The 22546-nt window shown below is 41.0% G+C and carries 17 protein-coding genes; 3 read left to right on the forward strand and 14 right to left on the reverse strand.

Translation table 11 applies throughout. The features are described from left to right. Positions 1–53: 53 nt before the first annotated feature. The 7 genes from WH223_RS12720 to WH223_RS12750 form a co-directional block, all read right to left on the reverse strand. A complete protein-coding gene (locus tag WH223_RS12720; RefSeq protein WP_340048091.1) occupies positions 54–1379 on the reverse strand; it encodes a RagB/SusD family nutrient uptake outer membrane protein in 1326 nt (441 codons plus the stop codon). 18 nt (positions 1380–1397) lie between these two features. Beyond that, a complete protein-coding gene (locus WH223_RS12725) occupies positions 1398–4739 on the reverse strand; it encodes a SusC/RagA family TonB-linked outer membrane protein (RefSeq protein WP_340048092.1) in 3342 nt (1113 codons plus the stop codon). Between the two features lie 24 nt (positions 4740–4763). Then, positions 4764–7370: a zinc-dependent metalloprotease gene (locus WH223_RS12730; RefSeq protein ID WP_340048093.1), complete on the reverse strand. Its 2607-nt coding sequence runs from the start codon at positions 7368–7370 to the stop codon at positions 4764–4766. A gap of 123 nt (positions 7371–7493) precedes the next feature. Further along, positions 7494–8960 (reverse strand): sensor histidine kinase, encoded by a 1467-nt coding sequence (locus tag WH223_RS12735; RefSeq protein WP_340048094.1) that lies wholly within the window; start codon positions 8958–8960, stop codon positions 7494–7496. A 57-nt stretch (positions 8961–9017) separates the two neighbouring features. Continuing rightward, a complete protein-coding gene (locus WH223_RS12740; RefSeq protein ID WP_340048095.1) occupies positions 9018–9467 on the reverse strand; it encodes a winged helix-turn-helix transcriptional regulator in 450 nt (149 codons plus the stop codon). Between the two features lie 180 nt (positions 9468–9647). Then, positions 9648–10466, reverse strand: coding sequence for an SDR family NAD(P)-dependent oxidoreductase (locus tag WH223_RS12745; RefSeq protein WP_340048096.1), 819 nt, complete (start codon positions 10464–10466; stop codon positions 9648–9650). 226 nt (positions 10467–10692) lie between these two features. Then, positions 10693–11802: an alkene reductase gene (locus WH223_RS12750; protein WP_340048097.1), complete on the reverse strand. Its 1110-nt coding sequence runs from the start codon at positions 11800–11802 to the stop codon at positions 10693–10695. A gap of 395 nt (positions 11803–12197) precedes the next feature. Between WH223_RS12750 and WH223_RS12755 the strand changes: the two genes are divergently transcribed. Genes WH223_RS12755 through WH223_RS12765 form a run of 3 tightly spaced genes read left to right on the forward strand, consistent with a single transcriptional unit; the run spans position 12198 to position 17318 of the window. Beyond that, the gene (locus WH223_RS12755) at positions 12198–15482 is read left to right on the forward strand and encodes a SusC/RagA family TonB-linked outer membrane protein (protein ID WP_340048098.1); all 3285 of its coding nucleotides are present in this window, start codon (positions 12198–12200) and stop codon (positions 15480–15482) included. An 11-nt stretch (positions 15483–15493) separates the two neighbouring features. Continuing rightward, positions 15494–16486, forward strand: coding sequence for a RagB/SusD family nutrient uptake outer membrane protein (locus WH223_RS12760; RefSeq protein ID WP_340048099.1), 993 nt, complete (start codon positions 15494–15496; stop codon positions 16484–16486). A 43-nt stretch (positions 16487–16529) separates the two neighbouring features. Further along, positions 16530–17318 carry a RagB/SusD family nutrient uptake outer membrane protein gene (locus WH223_RS12765; RefSeq protein ID WP_340048100.1) on the forward strand — a complete coding sequence of 263 codons (789 nt, stop codon included), beginning with the start codon at positions 16530–16532 and terminating at the stop codon, positions 17316–17318. A gap of 48 nt (positions 17319–17366) precedes the next feature. Here the strand turns inward: WH223_RS12765 and WH223_RS12770 are convergent, their stop codons facing one another. The 7 genes from WH223_RS12770 to WH223_RS12800 form a co-directional block, all read right to left on the reverse strand. Then, entirely contained in the window at positions 17367–18155 is a 789-nt protein-coding gene (locus WH223_RS12770; RefSeq protein WP_340048102.1) for a M90 family metallopeptidase, read from the reverse strand. Between the two features lie 106 nt (positions 18156–18261). Then, positions 18262–19899, reverse strand: coding sequence for a chaperonin GroEL (gene groL, locus WH223_RS12775; protein WP_340048104.1), 1638 nt, complete (start codon positions 19897–19899; stop codon positions 18262–18264). 90 nt (positions 19900–19989) lie between these two features. After that, positions 19990–20265 (reverse strand): co-chaperone GroES, encoded by a 276-nt coding sequence (locus WH223_RS12780; RefSeq protein ID WP_340048105.1) that lies wholly within the window; start codon positions 20263–20265, stop codon positions 19990–19992. Between the two features lie 228 nt (positions 20266–20493). Beyond that, a complete protein-coding gene (secG, locus tag WH223_RS12785; RefSeq protein ID WP_340048106.1) occupies positions 20494–20838 on the reverse strand; it encodes a preprotein translocase subunit SecG in 345 nt (114 codons plus the stop codon). Positions 20839–20850: 12 nt separating this feature from the next. Then, a complete protein-coding gene (locus tag WH223_RS12790) occupies positions 20851–21534 on the reverse strand; it encodes a hypothetical protein (protein WP_340048107.1) in 684 nt (227 codons plus the stop codon). A gap of 165 nt (positions 21535–21699) precedes the next feature. Continuing rightward, the gene (locus tag WH223_RS12795; protein ID WP_340048108.1) at positions 21700–22014 is read right to left on the reverse strand and encodes a hypothetical protein; all 315 of its coding nucleotides are present in this window, start codon (positions 22012–22014) and stop codon (positions 21700–21702) included. Then, complete coding sequence (locus WH223_RS12800; RefSeq protein ID WP_340048109.1) at positions 22014–22535, reverse strand: LptE family protein; 522 nt, start codon at positions 22533–22535, stop codon at positions 22014–22016. Before WH223_RS12800 ends, WH223_RS12795 begins: the two co-directional genes overlap by 1 nt. Between the last annotated feature and the right edge of the window lie 11 nt (positions 22536–22546).

Genomic DNA, 22546 nt, shown 5'->3' on the forward strand with positions numbered 1-22546 from the left:
CTTCAACAAAGAAGCGGGGATAACTTATTATGTAAACAAATGCATGAAGGCTCTTATTGTAGATCTGGATTATTTTCCAAAGCTGCTTTCGGGTAACGAATTACATAGCGTGGATCGTTCGCCTGCAACACATAACTCTTACCAAAGAAATAATGTGTTATTTGAGGACGCGTACTACGTTTTAGGTCGTACCAACGCAATCCTTCTAGCGCGAATTCACGCTTACGCTCATTAAATAAATAGGTGATAAATGCATCTGCATCAAGGCTAGCGATAGCATTTACTTGTGTTGTATAGTAAGCTGGTTTCAATCGCTTTTGTAACAACAAAGCAAGCGTAGCTTTTGCATCTGTCAATTTGTTCAAGTGTGCTTGTGCCTCTGCTTTCATTAAGTAAAGGTCAGCATTTCTTAAACTCACGTTAAACTGATTATCACCACCTTTCAAACTCACATAATCACCACCTCTTTTTTGGAAGTAACGCGCAAAACGTTGATCGTTTGCACGGTCATAGCTTCCTAAAAGATCATCAGAGATAAAACTAGAGTTTAAAACTGTAGGCAAAGCTGATTTTTCTAATGATAAAACCATCTCTTTAGATTTAAAGTCACTAGGCAATAAAGAACTTGCTTGATTTAAATCTTCCAACGTGGAGTTAATTGCTAAAGCACCTTCTGTGGCAGTTAAAGCTTTGTCCCACTCTGCACGATAAATGTAGATACGAGCTTTGAAAGCCAATAATGATCTCTTGCTGAAGCGATATTTTACCAATTCGCCTTGCTCAGCAAGCTGCATTAAGTTTTCTGCTTCTTGCACATCTGCAAAAATCTGATCGTACGTTTTTCCAATCGTAGCAGGAACGAATTTCTGCTCCAAGTCTAAATGTAAAGACAATGGCACACCACGTTTATCCGCATTCGCTGGGCTGTACGTATCTGCATACATGTTCAACGCTTCGAAATGTGCATAAGCACGTAAAGCATAAGCTTCTGCTTTTACTTGTTTTGCTTCTGTCGTTGTACCCACTTCTTTATCGATATTATCGATAATGTGGTTTGCATAAAAGATGCTTTTGTACAAAGCCTCCCAAGGCATAGCTAGTGTTGTAGGGTCTGGATTCACATCATTCCATAAATAAAGATCCTTAATGGATGCAATATCTGTAGAATACTCATCAACTACCAATTCATCGGTGCGTAAAGTCAACAATGATTTATGCGCAGGGAATCCACTATATCCGCGTGTGATCAACGCACGGAAATCTTCAATCGTTTTGGGAACTACCGTTCCCACTGGCTGGATATCCAAATACTTATCGCAAGACTGTAAAGTCAGTCCCCCCAAGGATAGTAAACAGATATAAAAAAATATTTTTTTCATGTTAAATTATCTATACAATTAGAACCTAGCCGATAAACCAAAAGCGAAAGATTTCGTGATTGGCTGTGCATAATAATTACCATATGTTTCTGGATCAAAGAATCCTTTGTAGCTAGAGCCAAACACAAATGGGTTACGTGCCTCTGCATTGATACGGATACTAGCAGCACCGATTTTTTTGCTCGCTGAAGCTGGTAACGTGTAACCTAAACGGATACTTGTAATACGTACGTAGCTCATTTTCTTAGCCCAAATGTCATACATCTTGTAACTTTCTGCAGGATCATTATCTCTCATCCAGCTATATGCCATCCAACGATCATTCAAATCACTGTTTGCGCTACCAATCCTTTGATATTTGCCACTATTCGACATAACATCCAACATAGACTGCGTCTGGTTTACACCACGATCAACAGTTGCCGGATTGTAGAACGGTGTTGCTTTCGTCCATTTATCTAAATTGAAGGCTGCCGTTACCGCAAAGTCAAAGTTGTAAACCGTAAAACGGTTGGTCATACCACCTACAAACTTCGGATCTAAACTACCTTTGTAGGTAAATTTATCACGGTAAGAATCAGGAGTCAAATTTGTAGCCAACATAGCACCTGGGAAGAAATCCGCCCAAGGGTCATATAAACCGAATTGATCTTCAAAACGTACCGGCTGACCATCTTTACCACGGAACTGCATCACACCATCAGCATCCAAACCTGCCGTTTCCAACACATATAAAGAGTTGATTGGACGACCTTCTTGGATAGACATATTATATGCTTTCGGATTATTCAACACTTTCAACATTTTACTACGGTTGTGTGCAATGTTAAAATCTGTAGACCAGCTAAAGTGCTTACGTACAATATTACGACTAGAGATTGTCAACTCGACACCCTCATTACGTACCGAAGCCCAGTTGCGTTGTACTTGTGCAAAACCATTTTCCAATGGCATATCGCTATAACCGATTAAGTCAGTACTTGTACGGTTGTAGTAATCGGCTGTAATGTTCAAGCGGTTTTTCCATAAGCCTAAATCAAAACCAGCATTCCATGATTTTGTTTTCTCCCAACGTAATTTATCATTTGGAGGGGTATCAACATCAATCGTGCCTTCTGGATTTCCTGGCGTGATAATCGCATTGCTATAACGACCCACAATAAAAGGATACGTATTACGGTCGATGTTTCCTTGGATACCGTAAGAAGCTCTTACGCGTAGATTAGAGATAACATCGATGTTCTTAATAAACTCCTCTTGCGAAGCATTCCATGATCCGGAAAGCGACCAGATTGGTAAGAAACGGTATTTAGGATCTACACCAAACATGTTAGAACCGTCATAACGGATACTTCCGTACACGTTGTACTTACCGTCTAGCGTATATCCCGCATTCGCATAGAAAGAAGCATAAGCCGTTTCACCAATACCTTTTGCATATTGTCTAAAATCGGCACTATTTGCAAAAGAGCTATTCGGGAATACAAGTGGAACTGTTGTTAACGTATTTGGGTTATAACCAAATCCTTTTGTATTAATCACTGTACTATTCGAACGACGAAGCTCTGTACCTGCCATCAATTCAACTTCATGACGCCCGCCAAAATCTTTTCTATATTGCGCAAAACTCTTCCAGTTGTACTGGAAAGTGCTGTTATGGTTGTTCTCAATCACGCCACCATCAGGCAAGAAATACTTGTACGTTTTCGTTGCTGAATCGTAATAACGTGTTGAAGCACGAAGCTTACGTGTATTGTAAGACTCTTTATCGCCAAAACGCTCCGTACCAATCTCTTCGAACTGTAAACCTAGTTCAGAACGGATAGATAAGGAAGGGATAATTTGGTATTCTAAATAAGCAATCGCTTTTACACTTTTATTACTTAAGCTGTAGCGTGTATTTGTACGCTCTTCGACTGCATTAAATGGAACATAAGTATCACCAGAATAACCTTCGATATCTGGGTCATAGGCATAATTTCCATTAGCATCACGAATAGGTAAATATGGATTTGCCGTACGTGCATAGTAAGAAGGCGTTGAAAAAGCACCTTTATCTTGCAATGGATTATGACGATCTGTTGCTGAACTTAAAATACTTAAACCTCCTTTTAAACGATCATTGATATGAAAATCATTATTGAAAGTTAAGCTGTAACGACGCATATCTACCCCATCAGTAGCTCCTTTTTCATCATAGAAACCACCAGAGATATAATAACGGTGACTATCTGTACCTCCAGATACTGATGCCGTGTATTGCTGGTTCACTGCATTACGGTATAATTCTTTCCCCCAGTCTGTATTTTGTGAGCGTAAAGCGTTAATCGCTTGTTGCGTAGCCGGCGTTAATGCCGCAAAGCCTCCTTTTTGGAAAGCGCCCAATTCAGAAGAGCTATTCAAAATACGGGCTACCGCACCTCTGTCAGTACGGAAATCCAAATCAGTACGTCCAGCCATTCCTAATTCGAAGTCAACTTTCTGGTCAGCGTTCATTAGGTTTAAGCGGCTATAGTCAGGTCTTTGGTTCACGAACGTATTCGCTGAAACTTGCACCTGTGTAGGGCCACTTTTACCACGTTTGGTAGTAATCACGATTACCCCATTTGCAGCACGTGCACCATAAATAGAAGTTGCCGCAGCATCCTTCAATACGGTGATATCTTGAATATCGTCAGGGTTGATACCTGCAATAGGAAGATTTGTTAAGTTGTTTAAATTGTCTTTATCAAAGCTGTTTGGTAAAGCTGTACCTTCAATAGGTAAACCATCAATAACCCATAGTGGGTCTTGTGTACCGTTTGTTGATACGGTACCACGGATACGGATTTGTGGAGCACTGTTTGGGCCACCATTCAAGTTGCTTAACTGCAAACCTGCTACTTGACCTTCCAACATTTGGTCGATACTAGCTACACCTACTTGCTGAATTTCGTCCATCTTCACTTTCGTGTAGGCCGTTGTATTCTTGCGTTTTTTAATGTCGCTATAGCCCGTTACGATGACCTCCTCAAGGGTGGCATCTTGCGGCTGCAACCTAATCGTTTTCGTAAGGTTTGTAACAGCAATTTTCAAGGTTTGATAACCTACGAAAGAAACAGTAACCTGTTTCACATCGGTTGGCAACTGTAAACTAAACATACCTTTAAAATCCGTTACGGTACCTAAAGCCGACTGTTGGATTTGTCCAGGAATGGTCGTGTTTTCAGCAACGGCGGATGATTCCACAATGATAGTTGCACCGATCACAGGCTTACCTGTACGTGCATCTAACACCTGCCCTTGCCACTTCCCAACATCCTGCGCTTGTAGCAGCTGTGCTACACAGGAGAAGAAGAAAAGAAGTAAAAATTTGTTCATTTTATAATTATTAAGTAAGGTTCATTATTTTTTTAGCTCAAGCGTATTCGCAATACGCAGGATTAAATCCTGGTAGTGCGCTTTAGTTGCTGTATCGCCTGTTTTGCTCGCTTGATTCAACAATTCGTAAATCGCTAACAATTCCGTACGTTTTTGCATCAACATATCCGAAGTACGGCTCATTCCTGTAACGTGTACATTACGTAAACCTTGCTTATGGTCGTGTACCAAACAGAAGTCTGGATTAGCAAGCTCCATGAACGTATCTACCATTTCAAGCTTTTTGCTAATTAATTTTTCCATCGACTTATTGGTTGAAACAAGTAAAACGTCAACATAGTTTTGCTGCAGCATACGTGTGTTCAAATCTAGGTTCTCTTTACGCATCGTTTTTGCGAAAACAGACTTACGGATAGACTCCAAGAATCCTTCAGCACTCCATGCTTTAGCCTCACCAAAAAGTTGCTCCATCTCTGTCATGCGCAGTAAACGGTCATCTTTCACCAAGCTGTACAATAAGCTGTACTGGAATTCTCTTCTTAAGTTGTATGGAGCATATTCGAATGGACCAATTGGGCTTTCGCGAAGCGGGAATGATTTTGTCATCAATTGCTTGTCGAATAACCAATCAGGGAAAGTGAAAATCTGCTCTTTAACATAGTCTAATGCTGCCTGTTGTTTCGCTTTAGCCACTGGTGCATATGCATCTTTATGGTCTCCCAAAACTGGGTTTTCCAAATAAATACCACCGATATTATTAATCACGTGGTCAGCATAGGTATACCATTGACCGATAACACCCATATATAATTTTCCTGCACGGATATAATCATCTCCTGGTTGTGTTGTCCATTTGATGATATACGGCATGGTACGTTTTAAATTTTTGATTCCGTAACGACCCGCTTTCATAGCATCATCACCCAAATCTTCAGATTGTGAGCGTGGGTCAACGATGTTTTTACCATCTTGCTGCTCACCATACCAGTAGTGAGGGTCATGCTGATGTGCTTCAATAACAGAACGTAAAGCTGGCAACTCCTCAAAAGGTGTAGCTTTATCATACCAACGGTAAGCCCATCCAATAGCATACTTATCGTAAAGACCAATAACTGGCGTAATCGCCGTCACGCCATCTTCTGGCTGCGCCACATAATTGAAACGCGCGTAATCCATAATCGATGTTGCTGTTCCACCCATTTTAGAGGTGAATGCTGGCGAACGCAATGAGTCTACAGGGAAGCTCGAAGAACTACCCATATTGTGCATCAAACCTAATGTATGTCCGACCTCATGGGAGGAAACAAAACGGATAGCATGTGCCATTTTCTCGGAAGAAAACGTGTTCCCACGTGCTGTCGTATCGACAATACCTGTTTGAATACGCATCCAGCTGTTCAAAATGGTCATCACATTGTGCCACCAAATAACATCAGCCTCTAAAATTTCACCTGAACGAGGGTCCACCACTGATGGGCCCATCGCATTGGCTTGTGCTGACGCTGCATAAACGATAGAAGATACATTAGCATCATCTACATCCAACAAGCTGTCTTGTGGCATTTCACGCGCTTCGATTGCATTTTTAAAACCTGCCTCTTCGAAAGCTACTTGCCAGTCGTTCACTCCGGCAATAATTTCTTTGCGCCATTGTTTAGGCGTAGAAGGGTCAATATAAAATACAATAGGTTTCTTCGGAACAACCAACTCTCCAGCTAGGTAACGTGCTTTATCCTCTTCACGAGGCTCTAAACGCCAACGTGTTACTAGATTACGCTTATCTAACTCTTGTTGTTCATCCGAAAAGTACCATCTCGGTGTTGTGAAATAACCAATTCTAGGGTCCGCAAAACGTGGAACCATTGATTTTTCGGGTAAAGCATAAATATTATTAGTCACCTTAATCGTAATCGGAATAGAGGCATTTCCTTCCGTTACTTTAGTGCTCAAAACAGACTTAACGATTACGTTATTTTCGAAAGACTTAATCTCTTCAATGCTTGAAAGGGACGTTTTTGCAGACGTACCTAAGCCTAAGCTGCTGAAGATATCCATAAAGCTCTTCTCTGTACCATCAAACACTTTATTCACTTTGATGATAACCGAGGTAGAATCTTTACCAAAACCTTCGATTTTGAAAGACTCAATAAATGATGGCGTATAGTTATCCATCACCGATTGTGTGATGGCAGCATCCTTAGCTACCTCAACTTGCGGGTTCATCTCGCTCACCCACACCTCTTTCTTATATTTCGGCATGCTGAAACGGATAACCTTATTCTCAAAGTTCATCCCTTTGTTTACACCCGCTTCATTGATTGCTAATGGCACGGAAGAAACTTTCTGAATCAACAAGAAGTCTTTATCCATCAATGCGAAAGGAATATCAAAATAATAATTACCCTCTTTTTCTAATACTTGAAACAAACCGCTATCAATACGCGCACCTTTAGCCAACTTATCGTAGGCCATAAATTTTGAATCTTCTTTCTTGGTGCTATCGGCTTTTACAGTTGTACCTTTTTGCTCTTTCTTTTGCCATGGTGTAAGCAATTGGCAGGAGCTAAGTAAAGTGATGGATAAACAAAAAAATGTAAACACGGACAGGCCATGTTGTTGACGTTGTTTCATGCAGAAAAGTTAAAGTCAAAAAATGAACACGCTAAAATGCAAAGAAATATTGCTGATATAAACCCTATAAGCGTGAAGACGCAGTATTAGGGAGTGAACCTACATATTAAGCGGAAGAAATGGTTACGCAAACGGCAGCCTTACGGTAAAAATGCCGTTTTCCTCACGAGCGTAAAAGCCTGATACTGCAGCGTATTGATAAACAGAGGCTAAGTAGGAAATTCCATAGCCCGTAGAAGGAACGGTATCTTCCCAATTCTTCTTACGAATTGGATTGGATATCAAAACCGCATCCTCTTCCAATTTGATACAAATCGACAAAGGAAATTCCGTAGAAAGCTCATTATGCTTAATGGCATTTTCTACTAATGTTTGTAAGCTCAGGTAAGGCACTTTTTTATCCGCGAAAGCGGAGAAATCATCGATATGTATACTGAAAGCCGTAGCGCCAAAGCGAATTTCCTGCAAAAAGGCATAGGCCTTTACTAGTTCCAACTCCTGTGGCAAAGCCGATAAACCACTACGGTCGGCCTGCAATACTTGACGGTATACACGTGCCAACTTATTCACAAATCGGCGGGCGACCTCATTATCCTTAGGAATCAACTGATGCAAAGAACCCAGTGAGTTAAATAGAAAATGAGGATTCATCTGCTCCCGTAAGCTCTCAAAGCGCATAACAGCCTTTTCCTTCTCATACTGCAAATTGTGCATCGCCCCTTCTTGCGATCGCTTGCGCTCCCGATATAAAAGCTGCAACATCACAATCGTGATAACCATCAGACCTAAGCCTAAGCCAAACGTTAGTCGAGAAAGCTCATTGACCTCGTCCTCTGTAAAAACGAGTAAAACGGATAAAATGATTTTTGACTTCCCCAACAGGCCTCTCACATTATAACTGCGGGCTAGCACATCAATATTAAGGTAGTCGGAAAGAACAACGGTATCTCTAAGTCCCTCCATCTCATCCAATCGTTCTTTGAATCGTTTACCAACGAACTTAATATCAGGATGGATAACACAGATACCATCGGGAGTATATAGCGAAAAATAAGCACGATTACCCCAGTTACTTTTCCAAAAATAGGCATTGAGTTCATAAACACTCAAGACCCAAAAGACCTCCTTACCAGAAGCCAGTGGCACATGTCGCACCATAAACATACTATCGCCCAATTGTACAAATCGAGCGTCGTTGTACAAATCGCCAACCTGGCTAAGTACACTATCTAAAGCACTATTGGAGATATGAAAATTATGAGCTTGACTATGCTGGCCATCACGAAAAAAATAGGCCGATATCAATCGTTGATTGATTGAATCTTGTGCGACAAACTCATCTACTAAAGCAGGGCTATTCACAATCAGGAGCTTATTAAGCATCTCCACACGTTGATCTAGGCCTTCTAATATTTTCGAAATGATGAGCTCACTTTCGACGCCAAACTCACCAAGTAGACGTTTGTTTAGACGTTGTTGTTTTTGATTTATCAGATAGAGACTGATGCTTCCAAAAAGCACCAATAGCAACGCTCCAACCAAGAAGATATGAATACGTTTAAGCTTAAAATCTTTAATCTGAATTCCCATAACGGGGACAAAATTAGGTAACGCACTTAGTTTAAGCAAATAAAAAAAGTGAGACCTTTATACTTCTTGCATGCGTTCTACTTCTTCAGCACGCTGAAGGGCAAGCTTTTCCAATAGCTTAGCAGTTGTTTTCTTGATTACTTTTGTGCTATTTGTTGCGGAGTAACGCATCCCAGCAGGATCTACACCTAAAAAGCCTTGCGAAACACCCCATTTTAAAAATTCCATAACCATTGGAAGTAAAGAAATTCCCCTTTCCGTCAGGCTATAACCTACGCGTGCTTTTCCAGCAACATAATGCTTAAAAATAAATCCGGAAGCTTCCAACCCTTTTAAACGATCGGTCAGAATATTACTAGCAATATTTTCTGAAGAAGCCAAAAAATCGCCAAACGTAACCTTATCACTAAACATCATATCACGTAAAATGAGAAAGCTCCACTTATCTCCAAAAAAATCTAATGTACAACTGATCGGACAAACCGATCTCTGTTTTAATTCTTTCATCCTTTGTCTCCCTTGTATTTCACAACCACAAATTTAACCATTTCTAACGACTCTTAGCTGTTGAATCGCGTAAAAGAAACATGTCAAACGCTAGTGAAACAGATACGCAAAAGGGAGGAACAAAACAGTCCTCCCTTTTGTTATTCTAATGAATCAATTATCGATATGCCAATCGCTTAATTAGTGACCATGAGCCTCATCACTGACAACTTTCCATTCGTCAAATTCTGCCAATCGTTTTGCATACACGGCTTTGATAAGTGGAAGTCCTGCTTTACCCAACAACAAACGCAATGGTGGCTGTGCTGTATCTACTAATTTTAAAATGGCCGCTGTCGTAGCAACAGGCTTGCCTATCGCTTCTGGCGGAAAGCCCGCTGCTGCTTTTTCACGCAATGGTGCATACGCTGCAACCGGAGCCGCATGTGCAGCCGATGTACCTGACCAATCGGTCTCATACGCATTAGGCTCTACAATGGTTACATGAATACCAAAAGGTTTAACCTCTGTAGCAAGCGTCTCCGACAAACCTTCGACCGCAAATTTAGAAGCATTGTATAGACCCAAAACAGGCGCAGTAACCAAACCTAATACACTAGATACTTGAATAATATGTCCGCTTTTTTGCTCACGCAACAACGGCAATACAGCTTGTGTCAACCATAAAGTACCAAAGAAATTGGTTTCTATTTGCGCACGAGCCTCTGCTTCTGAAGTTTCCTCAATAGCACCAAAAACACCATAGCCAGCATTATTAATTACCACATCAATACGACCAAAACGTTGCTTAGCCTGCTCCACAATAGCGAAACTCTGTTGGCGATCGTTCACATCAAGAGCCAACGGTAACACCGCATCACCAAATTCGGTAACTAAGCTTTCTAAACTCGCTACATTACGCGCAGTAGCGACTACTTTATCTCCTCTTTTCAGAAAGGCCTCTGCCCATAGCTTACCGAAACCTCGGGAAGCTCCGGTAATTAAAATTACTTTTGACATCTTATTTTTTTTAAAGGGTACTTTTTTAAAACAGCAATAATAGAAATATGTTTTTAATTTCTTTTTGCAACAGCAAATGTATAAATGAAATTTCATTATGCAATAGCAAAATAGTCTTCATAATGTCAAAAAGATAAACGTTTACAGCGCAATTATTCCATAAAAAAGCCAATCCCTCGGGAGGAACTGGCTTTTTTTATAAACAAGAAAATACAAATATGTCTAATTATTTATGCGTCGGATAATCGGTATATCCTTCAGCACCACCGCCGTAAAATGTACTCGGATTGGGCTCATTAGGCGCGATTCCCTCAATCAAGCGGTACGCCAAATCTGGCGTAGATATATAGGCTGTACCAAATGCAATAGCATCAGCATAACCTGCTTCTACTACGGCCTCAGCACTCTCCTTCGTAAAACCATTAGCTGCAATAATAGGATTACTATATAATGCTCTATAACGTTTCACTAATAAATTTGCTAAAACCTCTTCCTTATTTTCAGGGGTAAATCCTTGTTCAAAGGCTACAGACTCAATAATATGGAGATATGCTAAATGATAAGGAGCAAGTCTCTTTACCACATAGTCATAAATTGGAAGTGGATCCGGATCAGCAGGGATAGTCCCTGTAAACAATGGCGATAAACGGATAGCTACTTTATCAGCAGGCCATACCGTAAGTACAGTTTCTAAAACCTCAAATAAGAAACGTGCTCTATTTTCCTGACTACCGCCATATTGGTCTTCTCTTTTATTTGTCGACTCGCGTAAAAACTGTTCGATTAAATAACCGTTTGCAGCATGAATCTCTATTCCATCAAAGCCTGCTTCTTTAGCATGAATAGCTGCTTGTTTGTAATCCGCTAAAACTTGCTGAATTTCTTCAACCGTTAACGCATGCGGAGTTTCATAAGGTACCCTCGAGAAATCAGAAGCAAAAGCATTACCTGGCGCAGCAATAGCTGACGCTGATACAGGCAGTTTGTTGTCTGGCTGATGTGAACTGTGTGAGATACGGCCTACATGCCACAACTGGATAAAAATATGTCCATTTTCTGCATGCACAGCATCATTTACCTTCTTCCATCCTTCAATTTGCGCTGCCGAATAAATGGCAGGCGTAGCTGGATAACCTTGCCCTTGCTGACTAATCTGGGAGGCTTCCGTAATAATTAATCCAGCAGAAGCTCGCTGCGCATAGTAAGTAGCTGTTAAATCATAAGGAGCTAAATCAGCATTAGCACGCATACGTGTTAATGGGGCCATAACCACACGGTTGGCCAATGTATAGGCACCTATTTTGGGCGCTGTAGCGAGGATGGATGTTGTTTTCATTTCTTTAATGTTAAGTTGAAAGCTTAATTTGCAATTCCTTTTTGCAAGCACAAATGTAAAAACAAATTGTATCTATGCAATACAAATTTGATTAGTTGACAAAAAAAAGACAAGTCGACTAGTAGACTATTAATAACCTCGTTAGCAAGGCACTTCAAAACTTAAATCGAATAAATCTTCCGCCCCTATTAAATAGAACATAACATAGGGGACTCGTTTATTTTACGTATCTTACTAATTACAAATACCAATTAGAAAGGAGGTTAAATATACCAACAGCTATGCCCCCGAACATAGCTGACTAAACCAAACAAAGAATCACACTTCTATTCTTGGGCCTATTTTGACAAATAAACAGCACGCATTATTAAATCATTGTCAAACCCAAGATTATTATGAAATCATCATTTAACAGTTGGAATGATAACTATAGAACTGTAAACTATATAAAGAAATGTCTACTGGCATTCTTCTTATTTTTTACTTGTCAGCAGTTATTAGCAGATACTTATATAAGTAAAACCCAGCAAAAAAAACTAGTTCCAACAACCATTTATGACTATTCAAGCACAAGTAAACTAATACAAAACGAGCGTTATGGTCGCGTAGTCGACGAACTGGGGAAGCCGATTCAAGGGGCAACCATCAAGGTTAAAAACAGCACGACATCAACCTTAACGGATAAAGATGGTGGCTTTTCTGTGCCTATAATCGAGGGAGGAATCCTTATTGTGAGCGCCGTAGGTAAAAAGAGTAAAGAAATAACGGTAACACACCAAGGAGAGCTGCTCATCACGTTAGATACATCATCGGAAAATATAGAAGAGGTCGTGGTCGTAGGCTATGATACCCAAAAGAAAGCTAACCTTACCGGCTCTGTAGCTTCAATTGGTGGTGAACGACTCGAAAATCGTGCCGTCCCTACCTTAACACAGGCGTTACAAGGTGTAGTAGCCAATTTAAACATTTCGACGTCTAATGGTGCTCCGGGGACAAAGCAAAACATAAATATCCGTGGCTATACAGGGATTAACATTGATGATAACGGGAATAAATCGAATGTAGCAGGCTCTCCCCTTATTGTTATTGATGGGATACAAGGAGGAGACCTTAGCAGCATCAATAGTAACGATATTGAAAATATATCTGTCCTGAAAGATGCCGCATCGGCGGCTATATATGGCTCTAGCGCACCATTTGGTGTTATCATCATCACCACAAAAAAAGGACAGTCTGGAGCTACCACCGTTCGCTACAACAACAATTTTGGAGCTGGCCAGCCACTAGGTCTGCCTAAGTTTGTGAACTCCTTGGATTTTGCTAATGCTTTTAATGAGGTAGCCGCAAACTCCAACTATCCAGCCAAGCTTTTTCAAGACGATGTTATCCAGCGTATGAAGGATTATCAAGCAGGCATCCTTAAGGATGAGACAATGAAAGATCCTAATGGAGATAGTTGGCTAGACTGGAGTGGTGCTAATGCCAACAACGACTGGTTCTCTATCTATATGAAGAAGTTCAGCTTCAGCCAGCAACATAATCTCGGCATTTCGGGAGGCTCCGAAAAGTCCAAATATTATGTAGGCCTAGGTTACAATCAACAAGATGGACTATACAATTATGCCAAGGATGTCTATAAACGGTATAACATACGTAGCAATATAACAACCAAGTTAAATCCATGGCTTTCCTTTAATTTCCGGAGCGCCCTGTCGCGTGCACAGACAGATAACCCAACGGCATATGGCAACATTAGCGGTGGCAGAAACTTTTCGTACGATTACCTACATCAAATTGGTCGAACGTACCCCACTGTTCCTTTAAAAAACCCAGATGGCTACTGGTCTAATGGTAGTGGCGTGGGCATATTTACCGATGGTGGTCGCCAAAAGGCAACCACAGATAATGCTATTGTTACCGGAGAATTTGTTGTGAACCTACTCTCCAACTGGAATGTTACCGCCAACTACACCTATGATGGAACATACATCGATGATAGTAATCATCGGAAGACCTTCTACATCGTGAATCCTAGCGGCCTCAAAGAGGCTAGAGGAGGTACTTCCCCCAACTATTTTGAACGTAGCTCAACCAAAAACCAACATCATACCATCAATCTTTTTTCTTCCTATGAACGACAAGTTGGTGAGCACTACTTCAAACTTTTAGCTGGCTATACGCAAGAGCTCTACGACAACTTGAGGCTCAGCGGTTCTAATGATAATCTATATTCGGATGAAGTTCCGATGGTATCCCTCAGCTATGGTGCAAATCGAAATGCGATGGATCAAGCATCCCAGCTTGCTATTCGAGGAGGCTTCGGACGCATAAATTACAATTATAAAGAGAAGTACCTCGTAGAGCTAAACGGCCGCTATGATGGTACATCCCGATTTTTAAAAGATGTACGTTACAAATTTTATCCCGGCGTCTCTGCCGCATGGATCCTTTCCAAAGAGCCCTTTTGGGCCCCTATACAAAAGCATGTCAATCAGTTTAAAATACGAGGTTCATATGCCAGCTTAGGCGACCAAGGGTTTACAGACAACTACTACCCTTTCTATCCATCACTAGGCACCATCACGCCATCACAAACGGGTTGGATTTTTAACGGAGGTCGAGAATCGGCCGTTGGAACTCCCGGTTTAGTAAATTACGACCTTACCTGGATCACGATAAATACCTTGGGCTTTGGTACTGACATCGAACTGCTGGACAACCGTCTGACTTTAAGCTTCGACTGGTATAAACGACAAGCGAAAAATTTTGTAAGCTTTGGAGAGAAGCTTCCTGCTATATTGGGGACCAATGCTCCCCGCATTAACGATGCGGAGACAGAAACCAAGGGTATCGAGCTTTCGATTGGCTGGAAGGATAAAATTCAAGACTTCACCTACGGTGCAAACCTCGTATTCAGCGACTATAAAGGCTCTGTTAAGAAGTTCAATAATCCAACAAAGCTAATCAGCGATATGTGGTATGACGGCATGACCATGGGAGAGATTTGGGGCTTTGAAACCGAAGGGTTATTCCAAAGCCAAGAAGAAATAAACAGTGTAGACCAATCTTTCATACATGCCAACTGGTATCTGGGCGATGTACACTACAAAGACCTTAATGGCGATAGTAAGGTTGACATTGGAAACAATACTATTGACAATCCGGGAGACCGTCGTGTTATTGGGAATTCAACTCCTCGCTATTCATTTGGCCTAAATATGCATGGCGCATACCGTGATTTTGATTTATCTATATTCTTACAAGGTGTAGGTAAGCGAGACATGATGTTTGACGCAAATTCAAACTATTTTTGGGGTTTTACTGACGGACAATGGCAATCGTCCTACTTTACGGCACATACAAACCGATGGACTGCCGAAAATCCAAATGGCTATTATCCAAGAGCCTACTTCAATACTGATAAAAATAGAAGAGCACAGAGTGGCTATCTACAAAATGCAGCTTATTTACGCATAAAAAACCTTCAATTGGGCTATAGCCTCCCAAAAAAGATAACCGATAAAATCAGATTTCAAAAAACAAGGTTCTTTTTCAGCGTAGAAAATTTAGCGACCATAACCAACCTTATCAAAATTGTCGATCCGGAGATTGTCAGTGAAGATGCTAAATCATACCCCTTACAAAGGACATGGGCCTTTGGTATAAATCTTACTTTTTAAAATAAAACAGCATGAAAAATCATAAATTTTTAGGTTTAATCTGCCTATTACTCATCACAGCAGTAGCTTGTAAGAAAGATTTTTTGGAACGTAGCCCTCTGGATAAAATAAGCGATGCCAATTATTGGAAAACACCAACTGACCTTAAATTGTATATCAATAGCCTATACAACCGCAGCGACCTCTTGGCCCGCGAAGATGGATGGGGTTCTATCGGTCCCTATGGTTGGGATGCCGACAATGGATCTGACACCCAAGTGAGCTATACCTACAACACACGCATGAATGGCGAAAAAACAATTAGCGATGACAATGATGGTTGGGGGATATATGACTGGGCGGCTTTACGTAGCATCAACTATTTCTTGGATAACTACAAGAAAGTAGAAGAACAAAGCTCTTTTGATGCCGTAAAACCTTATGTCGGTGAAGCCCTATTCTTCAGGGCCAGTTTTTATTTCAGCAAATTAAAACGCTATGGCGACCTCCCTTGGGCACCAACAACAGTAACCGTCGATGCCGAAATTCTGTATGGTGAACGTAGCGCTCGTAATATTATTGCCACCAACATCATAGCAGACCTTGATAATGCGATAAGCTATCTACCAAGTGGCGCATCGGGCTGGACAGGACGATTAACAAAAGAAACAGCATTAGCCCTACAGACACGCATTGCCCTTTATGAAGGTACTTGGGAAAAATATCACGCTGCAGGCCCTTTCCAATCGGCAGCAAATGAAAGTCAGAAATTCTTGGAAAAAGCAGCATCAGCAGCCGACCTCCTTATCAAACAGTCTGAATCCCTAGGCTACCCATCGCTAGACAATGTGGGTCAAGAGAATGGCTACCGTGACTTATTCAACCAAGAGAACTATGCCTCAAGCAAGGAGATTCTTTTCTGGCGGAAATACGAGACAGGAGCTATCAATAGTATTTGGGATCGCTACTCTGCAAATGGTGCAGGTAGAGGAGCAAATAAAAAATTAACTCGACTCCTACCTTAAAGCTGATGGCTATCCTGTAGCTGCCAATTATGACGATAGCTCTTTGCTAAGTATGGCACTAGATAGAGACCCGAGACTGGAGCAAACGATACAGATAAATGATAAAAAACATTACCGCTGGGAAAAAGCAATTCCCACAAATTATTTTATAGCACCAGCCTTTGATGCAGGCGATGCTGAAGGTTCCTGCCCAACGGGCTACCAAACTTATAAAGGACATAACTTCCGCTATGCCATAGCGAGACCTGCCGGACAAGGGTTGCAGGCCCTCATCTATTATCGCTACGGCGAAATTCTCCTCAGCTACGCTGAGGCAAAGGCTGAACTCGGTACGCTCACACAGGCAGACCTCGACCGAAGCATCAATAAGCTTCGTCAGCGCGTTGCTATGCCACCTTTGCGGACAGATGTGGCTATAGACCCCAATTTTGAATTCGCCAATCTAACAGCGGTTATACAAGCGGTACGCCGAGAACGTAAAGTGGAACTTGCCTGCGAGGGATTTCGCGTCGACGATATCTTCCGCTGGGCGGCAGCAACCGAACTCATCGTTGGAAAAGTTCCTGTAGGTGCAAAAAAGGCACAGTGGATAGACTTTAAGTTTTCAGATTTCTTACCCGAGTCGCAACCAGACCTAGGAAGGCAGCTTGTATTTACGCAAAGAATAGCAGCATTAGAGACCGATAATGCAGGCTATATTTCTATTTATAAAAATACATTGAATGGCGGGACACAAGGCTATCGCTTTAGAATCAATCGCGATTACTTGGATCCTATACCGACGAATCAACTCACTTTAAACCCTAAATTAAAACAGAATCCGGGCTGGTAAGCTTTTGCTTTCTAGTGAAAAAAGAAATAGGGATGCTAATAAGCATCCCTATTTTTGATTGTATATTTTATCTAGAAGTGCATACAAATCGGGATGATCTTGCTGCAAAAATGTAGGTTTTTGAAAGAAATATTCTGATACTACGGCCAAAAACTCGGCCGGATTGGTTCCCGCATAATCGCGGATATCAGACTGGTCATGACGGATTAACGTGATATTTTTATGCATTTCATGCAGCCAAGGTTCCACTAAGCTTTTCGGAATAAGATAGTCTGGCACCCCGTCGGTATCGCCATCGGCTTTATCAATCAAGTGTACAAACTCATGAATCGCCGTATTGGAAGAAGAGCTATGCGCGAAGCCTGCACGTAAAGATGCTAAAGAAAGAATCATCTTACGGTTCATCACCCCATCCCCAACCATGCCTAATATATTCTTATCTGTAGAAGCTACATCATACTTCTCATCAAACGTACCGGGATAAATAATGACCTCATCCAGATTTTCATACGACCACTTATCAAAGTGGAATAAAGGAATCGTCGCACTGGCCGCTACCAATACCTTATCCACTTCTCCTACTTGGGCGCCCTTCTCGGCTGAAATCTTGGTAGTCGCCAAAAAATAGGCTACACGATCAACAAATACCTGTTGTGCTTTTTCATCCAAACGGTCGAAAAAATCAACATGCTCACGCAAAATAGAATCCAGCTCTTTTCTATCGGGCACATCTCTTTCAACAACCTTCTTATTGCCTACATTTTTAAAAACATACCAAATCAAAGCTACACCAACCAACAGGATAGCAATAGTGACATAAACAGCGTTATACTCCATAATAAACGAATATAAGATTTTTACCGCAAGTTAAATCTAAAAGCATCACACAAAAAGAGAGGCTACTTTCGTAGCCTCTCTTCTATTATTTTGGAGTGAATAATGATTACATCATTCCGCCCATGCCGCCACCCATTGGTGGAGCACCAGCGCCTACTGGATTCTCTTCTGGCTCGTCAGCTAAAACACACTCTGTTGTCAACAACATAGAAGCGATAGAAGCTGCATTTTCTAATGCTACACGTGAAACTTTAGTTGGGTCAATAACACCTGCACCAATTAAGTTTTCGTAACGATCAGTACGTGCATTGTAACCGAAATCTGCTGTTCCTTCTTTCACTTTCTGAACAATAACAGCTCCTTCGATACCTGCATTATTACAGATTTGACGTAAAGGCTCTTCGATAGCACGTTTGATGATTTCGATACCGATAGTCTCATCTTCATTCTCGCCTTTCAAGTCTGCTAAAGCAGATGTAGCGCGGATGAAAGCAACACCACCACCAGCAACGATACCTTCTTCTACAGCAGCACGCGTAGCATGTAAAGCATCATCAACACGGTCTTTCTTCTCTTTCATCTCAACCTCAGTAGTAGCACCTACGTAAAGAACAGCTACACCACCTGATAATTTAGCTAAACGCTCTTGTAATTTCTCACGATCATACTCAGAAGTAGTCGTTTCAATTTGTGCACGGATTTGAGATACACGAGCTTTGATATCTTCGCTGTTACCAGCTCCGTTGATTACCGTTGTATTGTCTTTATCAACAACAACTTTCTCAGCTTGACCTAAGTAAGATAACTCAGCGTTTTCTAATTTATAACCTCTTTCTTCGGAAATTACAGTACCACCAGTTAAGATAGCGATATCTTCTAACATAGCTTTACGACGATCACCGAAACCTGGCGCTTTAACAGCAGCAACTTTCAGAGAACCACGGATTTTGTTAACTACTAAAGTAGCTAATGCTTCACCGTCTAAGTCTTCAGCAATGATTAATAAAGGTTTACCTGTTTGTACTTGTTTTTCTAAAATCGGCAACAATTCTTTCATGTTACTGATTTTTTTGTCGTAGATCAAAATGTAAGGGTTTTCTAATTCCGCTTCCATTTTCTCCGAGTTTGTAACGAAGTATGGAGATAAGTAACCACGGTCAAACTGCATACCTTCTACAGTTTTAACTTCAGTTTCAGTACCTTTAGCTTCTTCTACAGTGATAACACCGTCGTTACCTACTTTTTCCATAGCTACAGCGATTAATGAACCGATTACATCGTCATTGTTTGCTGAAATTGTAGCTACTTGTTTAATTTTATTATTGTCTGCACCAACAACTTGAGATTGCGACTTTAAGTTCGCAACTACTGCTTGTACAGCCTTGTCAATACCACGTTTAAGATCCATTGGGTTTGCACCAGCAGCTACCGATTTCAATCCCGGAGCAATGATTGCTTGTGCTAATACCGTAGCTGTAGTTGTACCGTCACCCGCTTGATCAGCAGTTTTAGACGCTACTTCTTTCACCATCTGTGCACCCATGTTTTCTAAAGCATCTTTTAAATCGATTTCTTTAGCAACAGTTACACCATCTTTTGTAATTAAAGGAGAACCAAATTTTTTCTCGATAATTACGTTACGACCTTTAGGGCCTAAAGTTACTTTTACTGCGTTAGCTAAGGTGTCAACACCTTTTTTAAGTGCGTCACGCGCATCAACATTATATCTTACTTGCTTTGCCATTTTTTTTTAATAATTTGAAATCATTGCCTCGCCTATTTGTCACCAAACACCACGATGGCGTCAAATTGATTTTTTTAGATTAACCTTTAATTACAGAACAGCGTAAATATCTGATTCACGCATAATTAAATATTCTTTTCCTTCGTAAGTGATTTCTGTACCAGCATATTTACCGTACAATACTTTGTCACCAACTTTAACCGTCAACGGTTCTTCTGGTTTACCTGTTCCTACAGCTACAACAACACCTTGAGAAGGTTTCTCTTTTGCTGTATCCGGAATGTAAATACCTGATGCTGTTTTTTCCTCCGCAGGAGCTGCTTCAACAACAACTCTATCACCAATAGGTTTAATACTTAAAGCCATAATTTATTTAGTTTTATATTTCTTCTAATTGAATACTCTCTCTCTGGTATACTATCACCAATTATGCCAAAGGCATAATGGCTGTCTTTCTTGCCATTTTTTCACCTGCCAAGGACAAAATTTCAAAATGACATTCCCTTCTGTGTCATCCTGTCACATTAGCGAGCAAGAAAAAAGCCTTACATCGTTACCGTATGTAAGGCTTTCACCATCCGAATGAACGGTTTATTATTTTGCTGAATCCGCAGGAGCCGCTGGCGCTTGTTGTTGCGTTGGATTCAAGTTTAATGGTCCTTGTTGTGCTGGTGCTTCAATCTGCTGACCTAAACCACCTGCTTTACCTGTAGAAGCGGAAGGACCAACGATGTTGATTGCTAAACAAAACACCATCAAAGCGATAGCTAATCCCCAAGTACCTTTCTCTAGGAAATCACCTGTACGTTGAACGCCCATTAAGTTAGAGCTTCCCGCAAATCCTGATGATAGACCTCCACCTTTCGGGTTCTGAATCAATACGATCAAGGTTAACAACACACTTACTAATACAATAAGGATAATTAAAAACGTTTGCATTTCTTTATTTAGTTAATATAGTTTTTCTTCCAATTCTTTAATACGGTCGGCAAAATACGATTTTTTTTCTGGATATTTCAAAATTAATTTTTTGTAAACCTCTATCGCTTTTACATACATCGCTTGATTGGCATAAATGCTCGCTAAAGTTTCCGTAACGAGGTCAAACTGTTCCTCGGAACTTTTACGTGCCTTATTCTCAGTATTTAAATAATCTACCGAAGGTGGCTGTATTTGAGGCTCCTCACGAATAAAGCGCTCAATTACCGAAGCTCCTTTATTCGGCTCAACCGGAGCAGCTACAGCTCTTTGCTTCACTTCCTCGCTCAGCTTATCTTCTGGGCTTTGGAAATGAATAATGTTTTGACGTATCTGCTGATCTAAAACCAACTTATCTTGCTTCGCAGGGTCAAAAGCAAGAGGCGCTCCTTGCATTCCTGTAGGGTTAGCAAATGGCTGATATGTTCCTGCATGCTCCAAACGCGTCTTGTGCAACCACCAACGAAATGTATAAGGCATCAAGTCGTCATTATACAAACTTACGTCTTCAGCAGTATCTTCTAATAAAGGTGCTACAGCTTCCTCAGCTTTAACCTCGGCAAGAGCTTCCGCTTTCAGTCGTTCTTCACGTGCATGTAAGGCGAAATAATCGCCGCCGCCAATTCCCTCTTGCACCAGTGTCTCTAAAGTAGACACCTCATCTTCCTGTACAATACGAGCTACTGGCTCTTCCGTAATCTCCTCTTCTTCAATCGCCTCTACATCATCTATCTCCGCTAAAGTATCTTCTTCAACGACTTCTTCTTCAACAATCTCTTTCTCTTGCTCCTCTACCTGTTCTTCTTCGACTGTCGTTAAATTTTATTCGAATTCCAATTCTTCAAAAGGCACATAATCATCATCGATAACATCCAAAGATGGAACCTCTGTCACTGACAACTGCACATAATCATACAACCAACTAGGATTGCGTGCCATTAAAATAGCCTTTGCTTGCAAAACATTCAACTCTCCACGAAGGAATCGTCGACGCTCATAAGCGAAGTGCAATGGTTGTGAGTACGGAAACTTGGCAATCAACAGGTCAAAGTCTGCCTGAGTCAGTTCCTCAGGGTTGACTAATGCTTGATGATAAGCTTGTTTTAGCGTTAAGCTACTGTTTTCCATATACTCCATTACCAATTCGCAAATGCCTTATTATAAATATCTTCTGTTAAGAGTTTAATAATCTCATTAACTGTAGCCTCCTCTTTCCCTTGAATAGGGGGAAGGAATTCTCTAAATTGAGAGAAAGACTGTTCAAAATTACTCTCTCCTGTATCGTCCAGACGGTTGGTATACTTCACCTTAATGGTAATAGTCAACCTATTCATCGCTGCACGGTCAGAGCCCGCTTCAATAGCCACAGGAGCAATATCATACCCTGTAATAACGCCTTCAAACATAGCATCAGCATCTCCATTCACCTGGCTTAAACGCGATTGATTACGGATACGCTCTTTCAAGCCCTCTGTAAAGTTTTGACTTAAGGTTTGGTAAACCATCGGTGCGATATTCTCAAAATATTGAACGTTGACCGTCTTCATATTATCAGGAATGGACCCTCCGGTGAAACCATATCTCACGCCACAGCTAGTAACTGACAAACAGAGCAGCAGTACCATACAGGAAAATATAGCAAAGTATCTTTGTATCATATTGATTTTTA

Origin of the sequence: Sphingobacterium sp. MYb382, from assembly GCF_037572665.1 — a bacterium.
GTDB lineage: Bacteria > Bacteroidota > Bacteroidia > Sphingobacteriales > Sphingobacteriaceae > Sphingobacterium.

Excerpts from the sequence above, each read along its gene's own strand:
- WH223_RS12745 (WP_340048096.1), bottom strand. The coding sequence starts at position 10,466 with ATGTCAAAAGTAATTTTAATTACCGGAGCTTCCCGAGGTTTCGGTAAG.
- groL (WP_340048104.1), bottom strand. The coding sequence starts at position 19,899 with ATGGCAAAGCAAGTAAGATATAATGTTGATGCGCGTGACGCACTTAAA.
- WH223_RS12730 (WP_340048093.1), bottom strand. The coding sequence starts at position 7,370 with ATGAAACAACGTCAACAACATGGCCTGTCCGTGTTTACATTTTTTTGT.
- WH223_RS12770 (WP_340048102.1), bottom strand. The coding sequence starts at position 18,155 with ATGGAGTATAACGCTGTTTATGTCACTATTGCTATCCTGTTGGTTGGT.
- secG (WP_340048106.1), bottom strand. The coding sequence starts at position 20,838 with ATGCAAACGTTTTTAATTATCCTTATTGTATTAGTAAGTGTGTTGTTA.
- WH223_RS12795 (WP_340048108.1), bottom strand. The coding sequence starts at position 22,014 with ATGGAGTATATGGAAAACAGTAGCTTAACGCTAAAACAAGCTTATCAT.
- WH223_RS12735 (WP_340048094.1), bottom strand. The coding sequence starts at position 8,960 with ATGGGAATTCAGATTAAAGATTTTAAGCTTAAACGTATTCATATCTTC.
- WH223_RS12720 (WP_340048091.1), bottom strand. The coding sequence starts at position 1,379 with ATGAAAAAAATATTTTTTTATATCTGTTTACTATCCTTGGGGGGACTG.
- WH223_RS12750 (WP_340048097.1), bottom strand. The coding sequence starts at position 11,802 with ATGAAAACAACATCCATCCTCGCTACAGCGCCCAAAATAGGTGCCTAT.
- WH223_RS12760 (WP_340048099.1), top strand. The coding sequence starts at position 15,494 with ATGAAAAATCATAAATTTTTAGGTTTAATCTGCCTATTACTCATCACA.
- WH223_RS12780 (WP_340048105.1), bottom strand. The coding sequence starts at position 20,265 with ATGGCTTTAAGTATTAAACCTATTGGTGATAGAGTTGTTGTTGAAGCA.
- WH223_RS12725 (WP_340048092.1), bottom strand. The coding sequence starts at position 4,739 with ATGAACAAATTTTTACTTCTTTTCTTCTTCTCCTGTGTAGCACAGCTG.
- WH223_RS12800 (WP_340048109.1), bottom strand. The coding sequence starts at position 22,535 with ATGATACAAAGATACTTTGCTATATTTTCCTGTATGGTACTGCTGCTC.
- WH223_RS12755 (WP_340048098.1), top strand. The coding sequence starts at position 12,198 with ATGAAATCATCATTTAACAGTTGGAATGATAACTATAGAACTGTAAAC.
- WH223_RS12740 (WP_340048095.1), bottom strand. The coding sequence starts at position 9,467 with ATGAAAGAATTAAAACAGAGATCGGTTTGTCCGATCAGTTGTACATTA.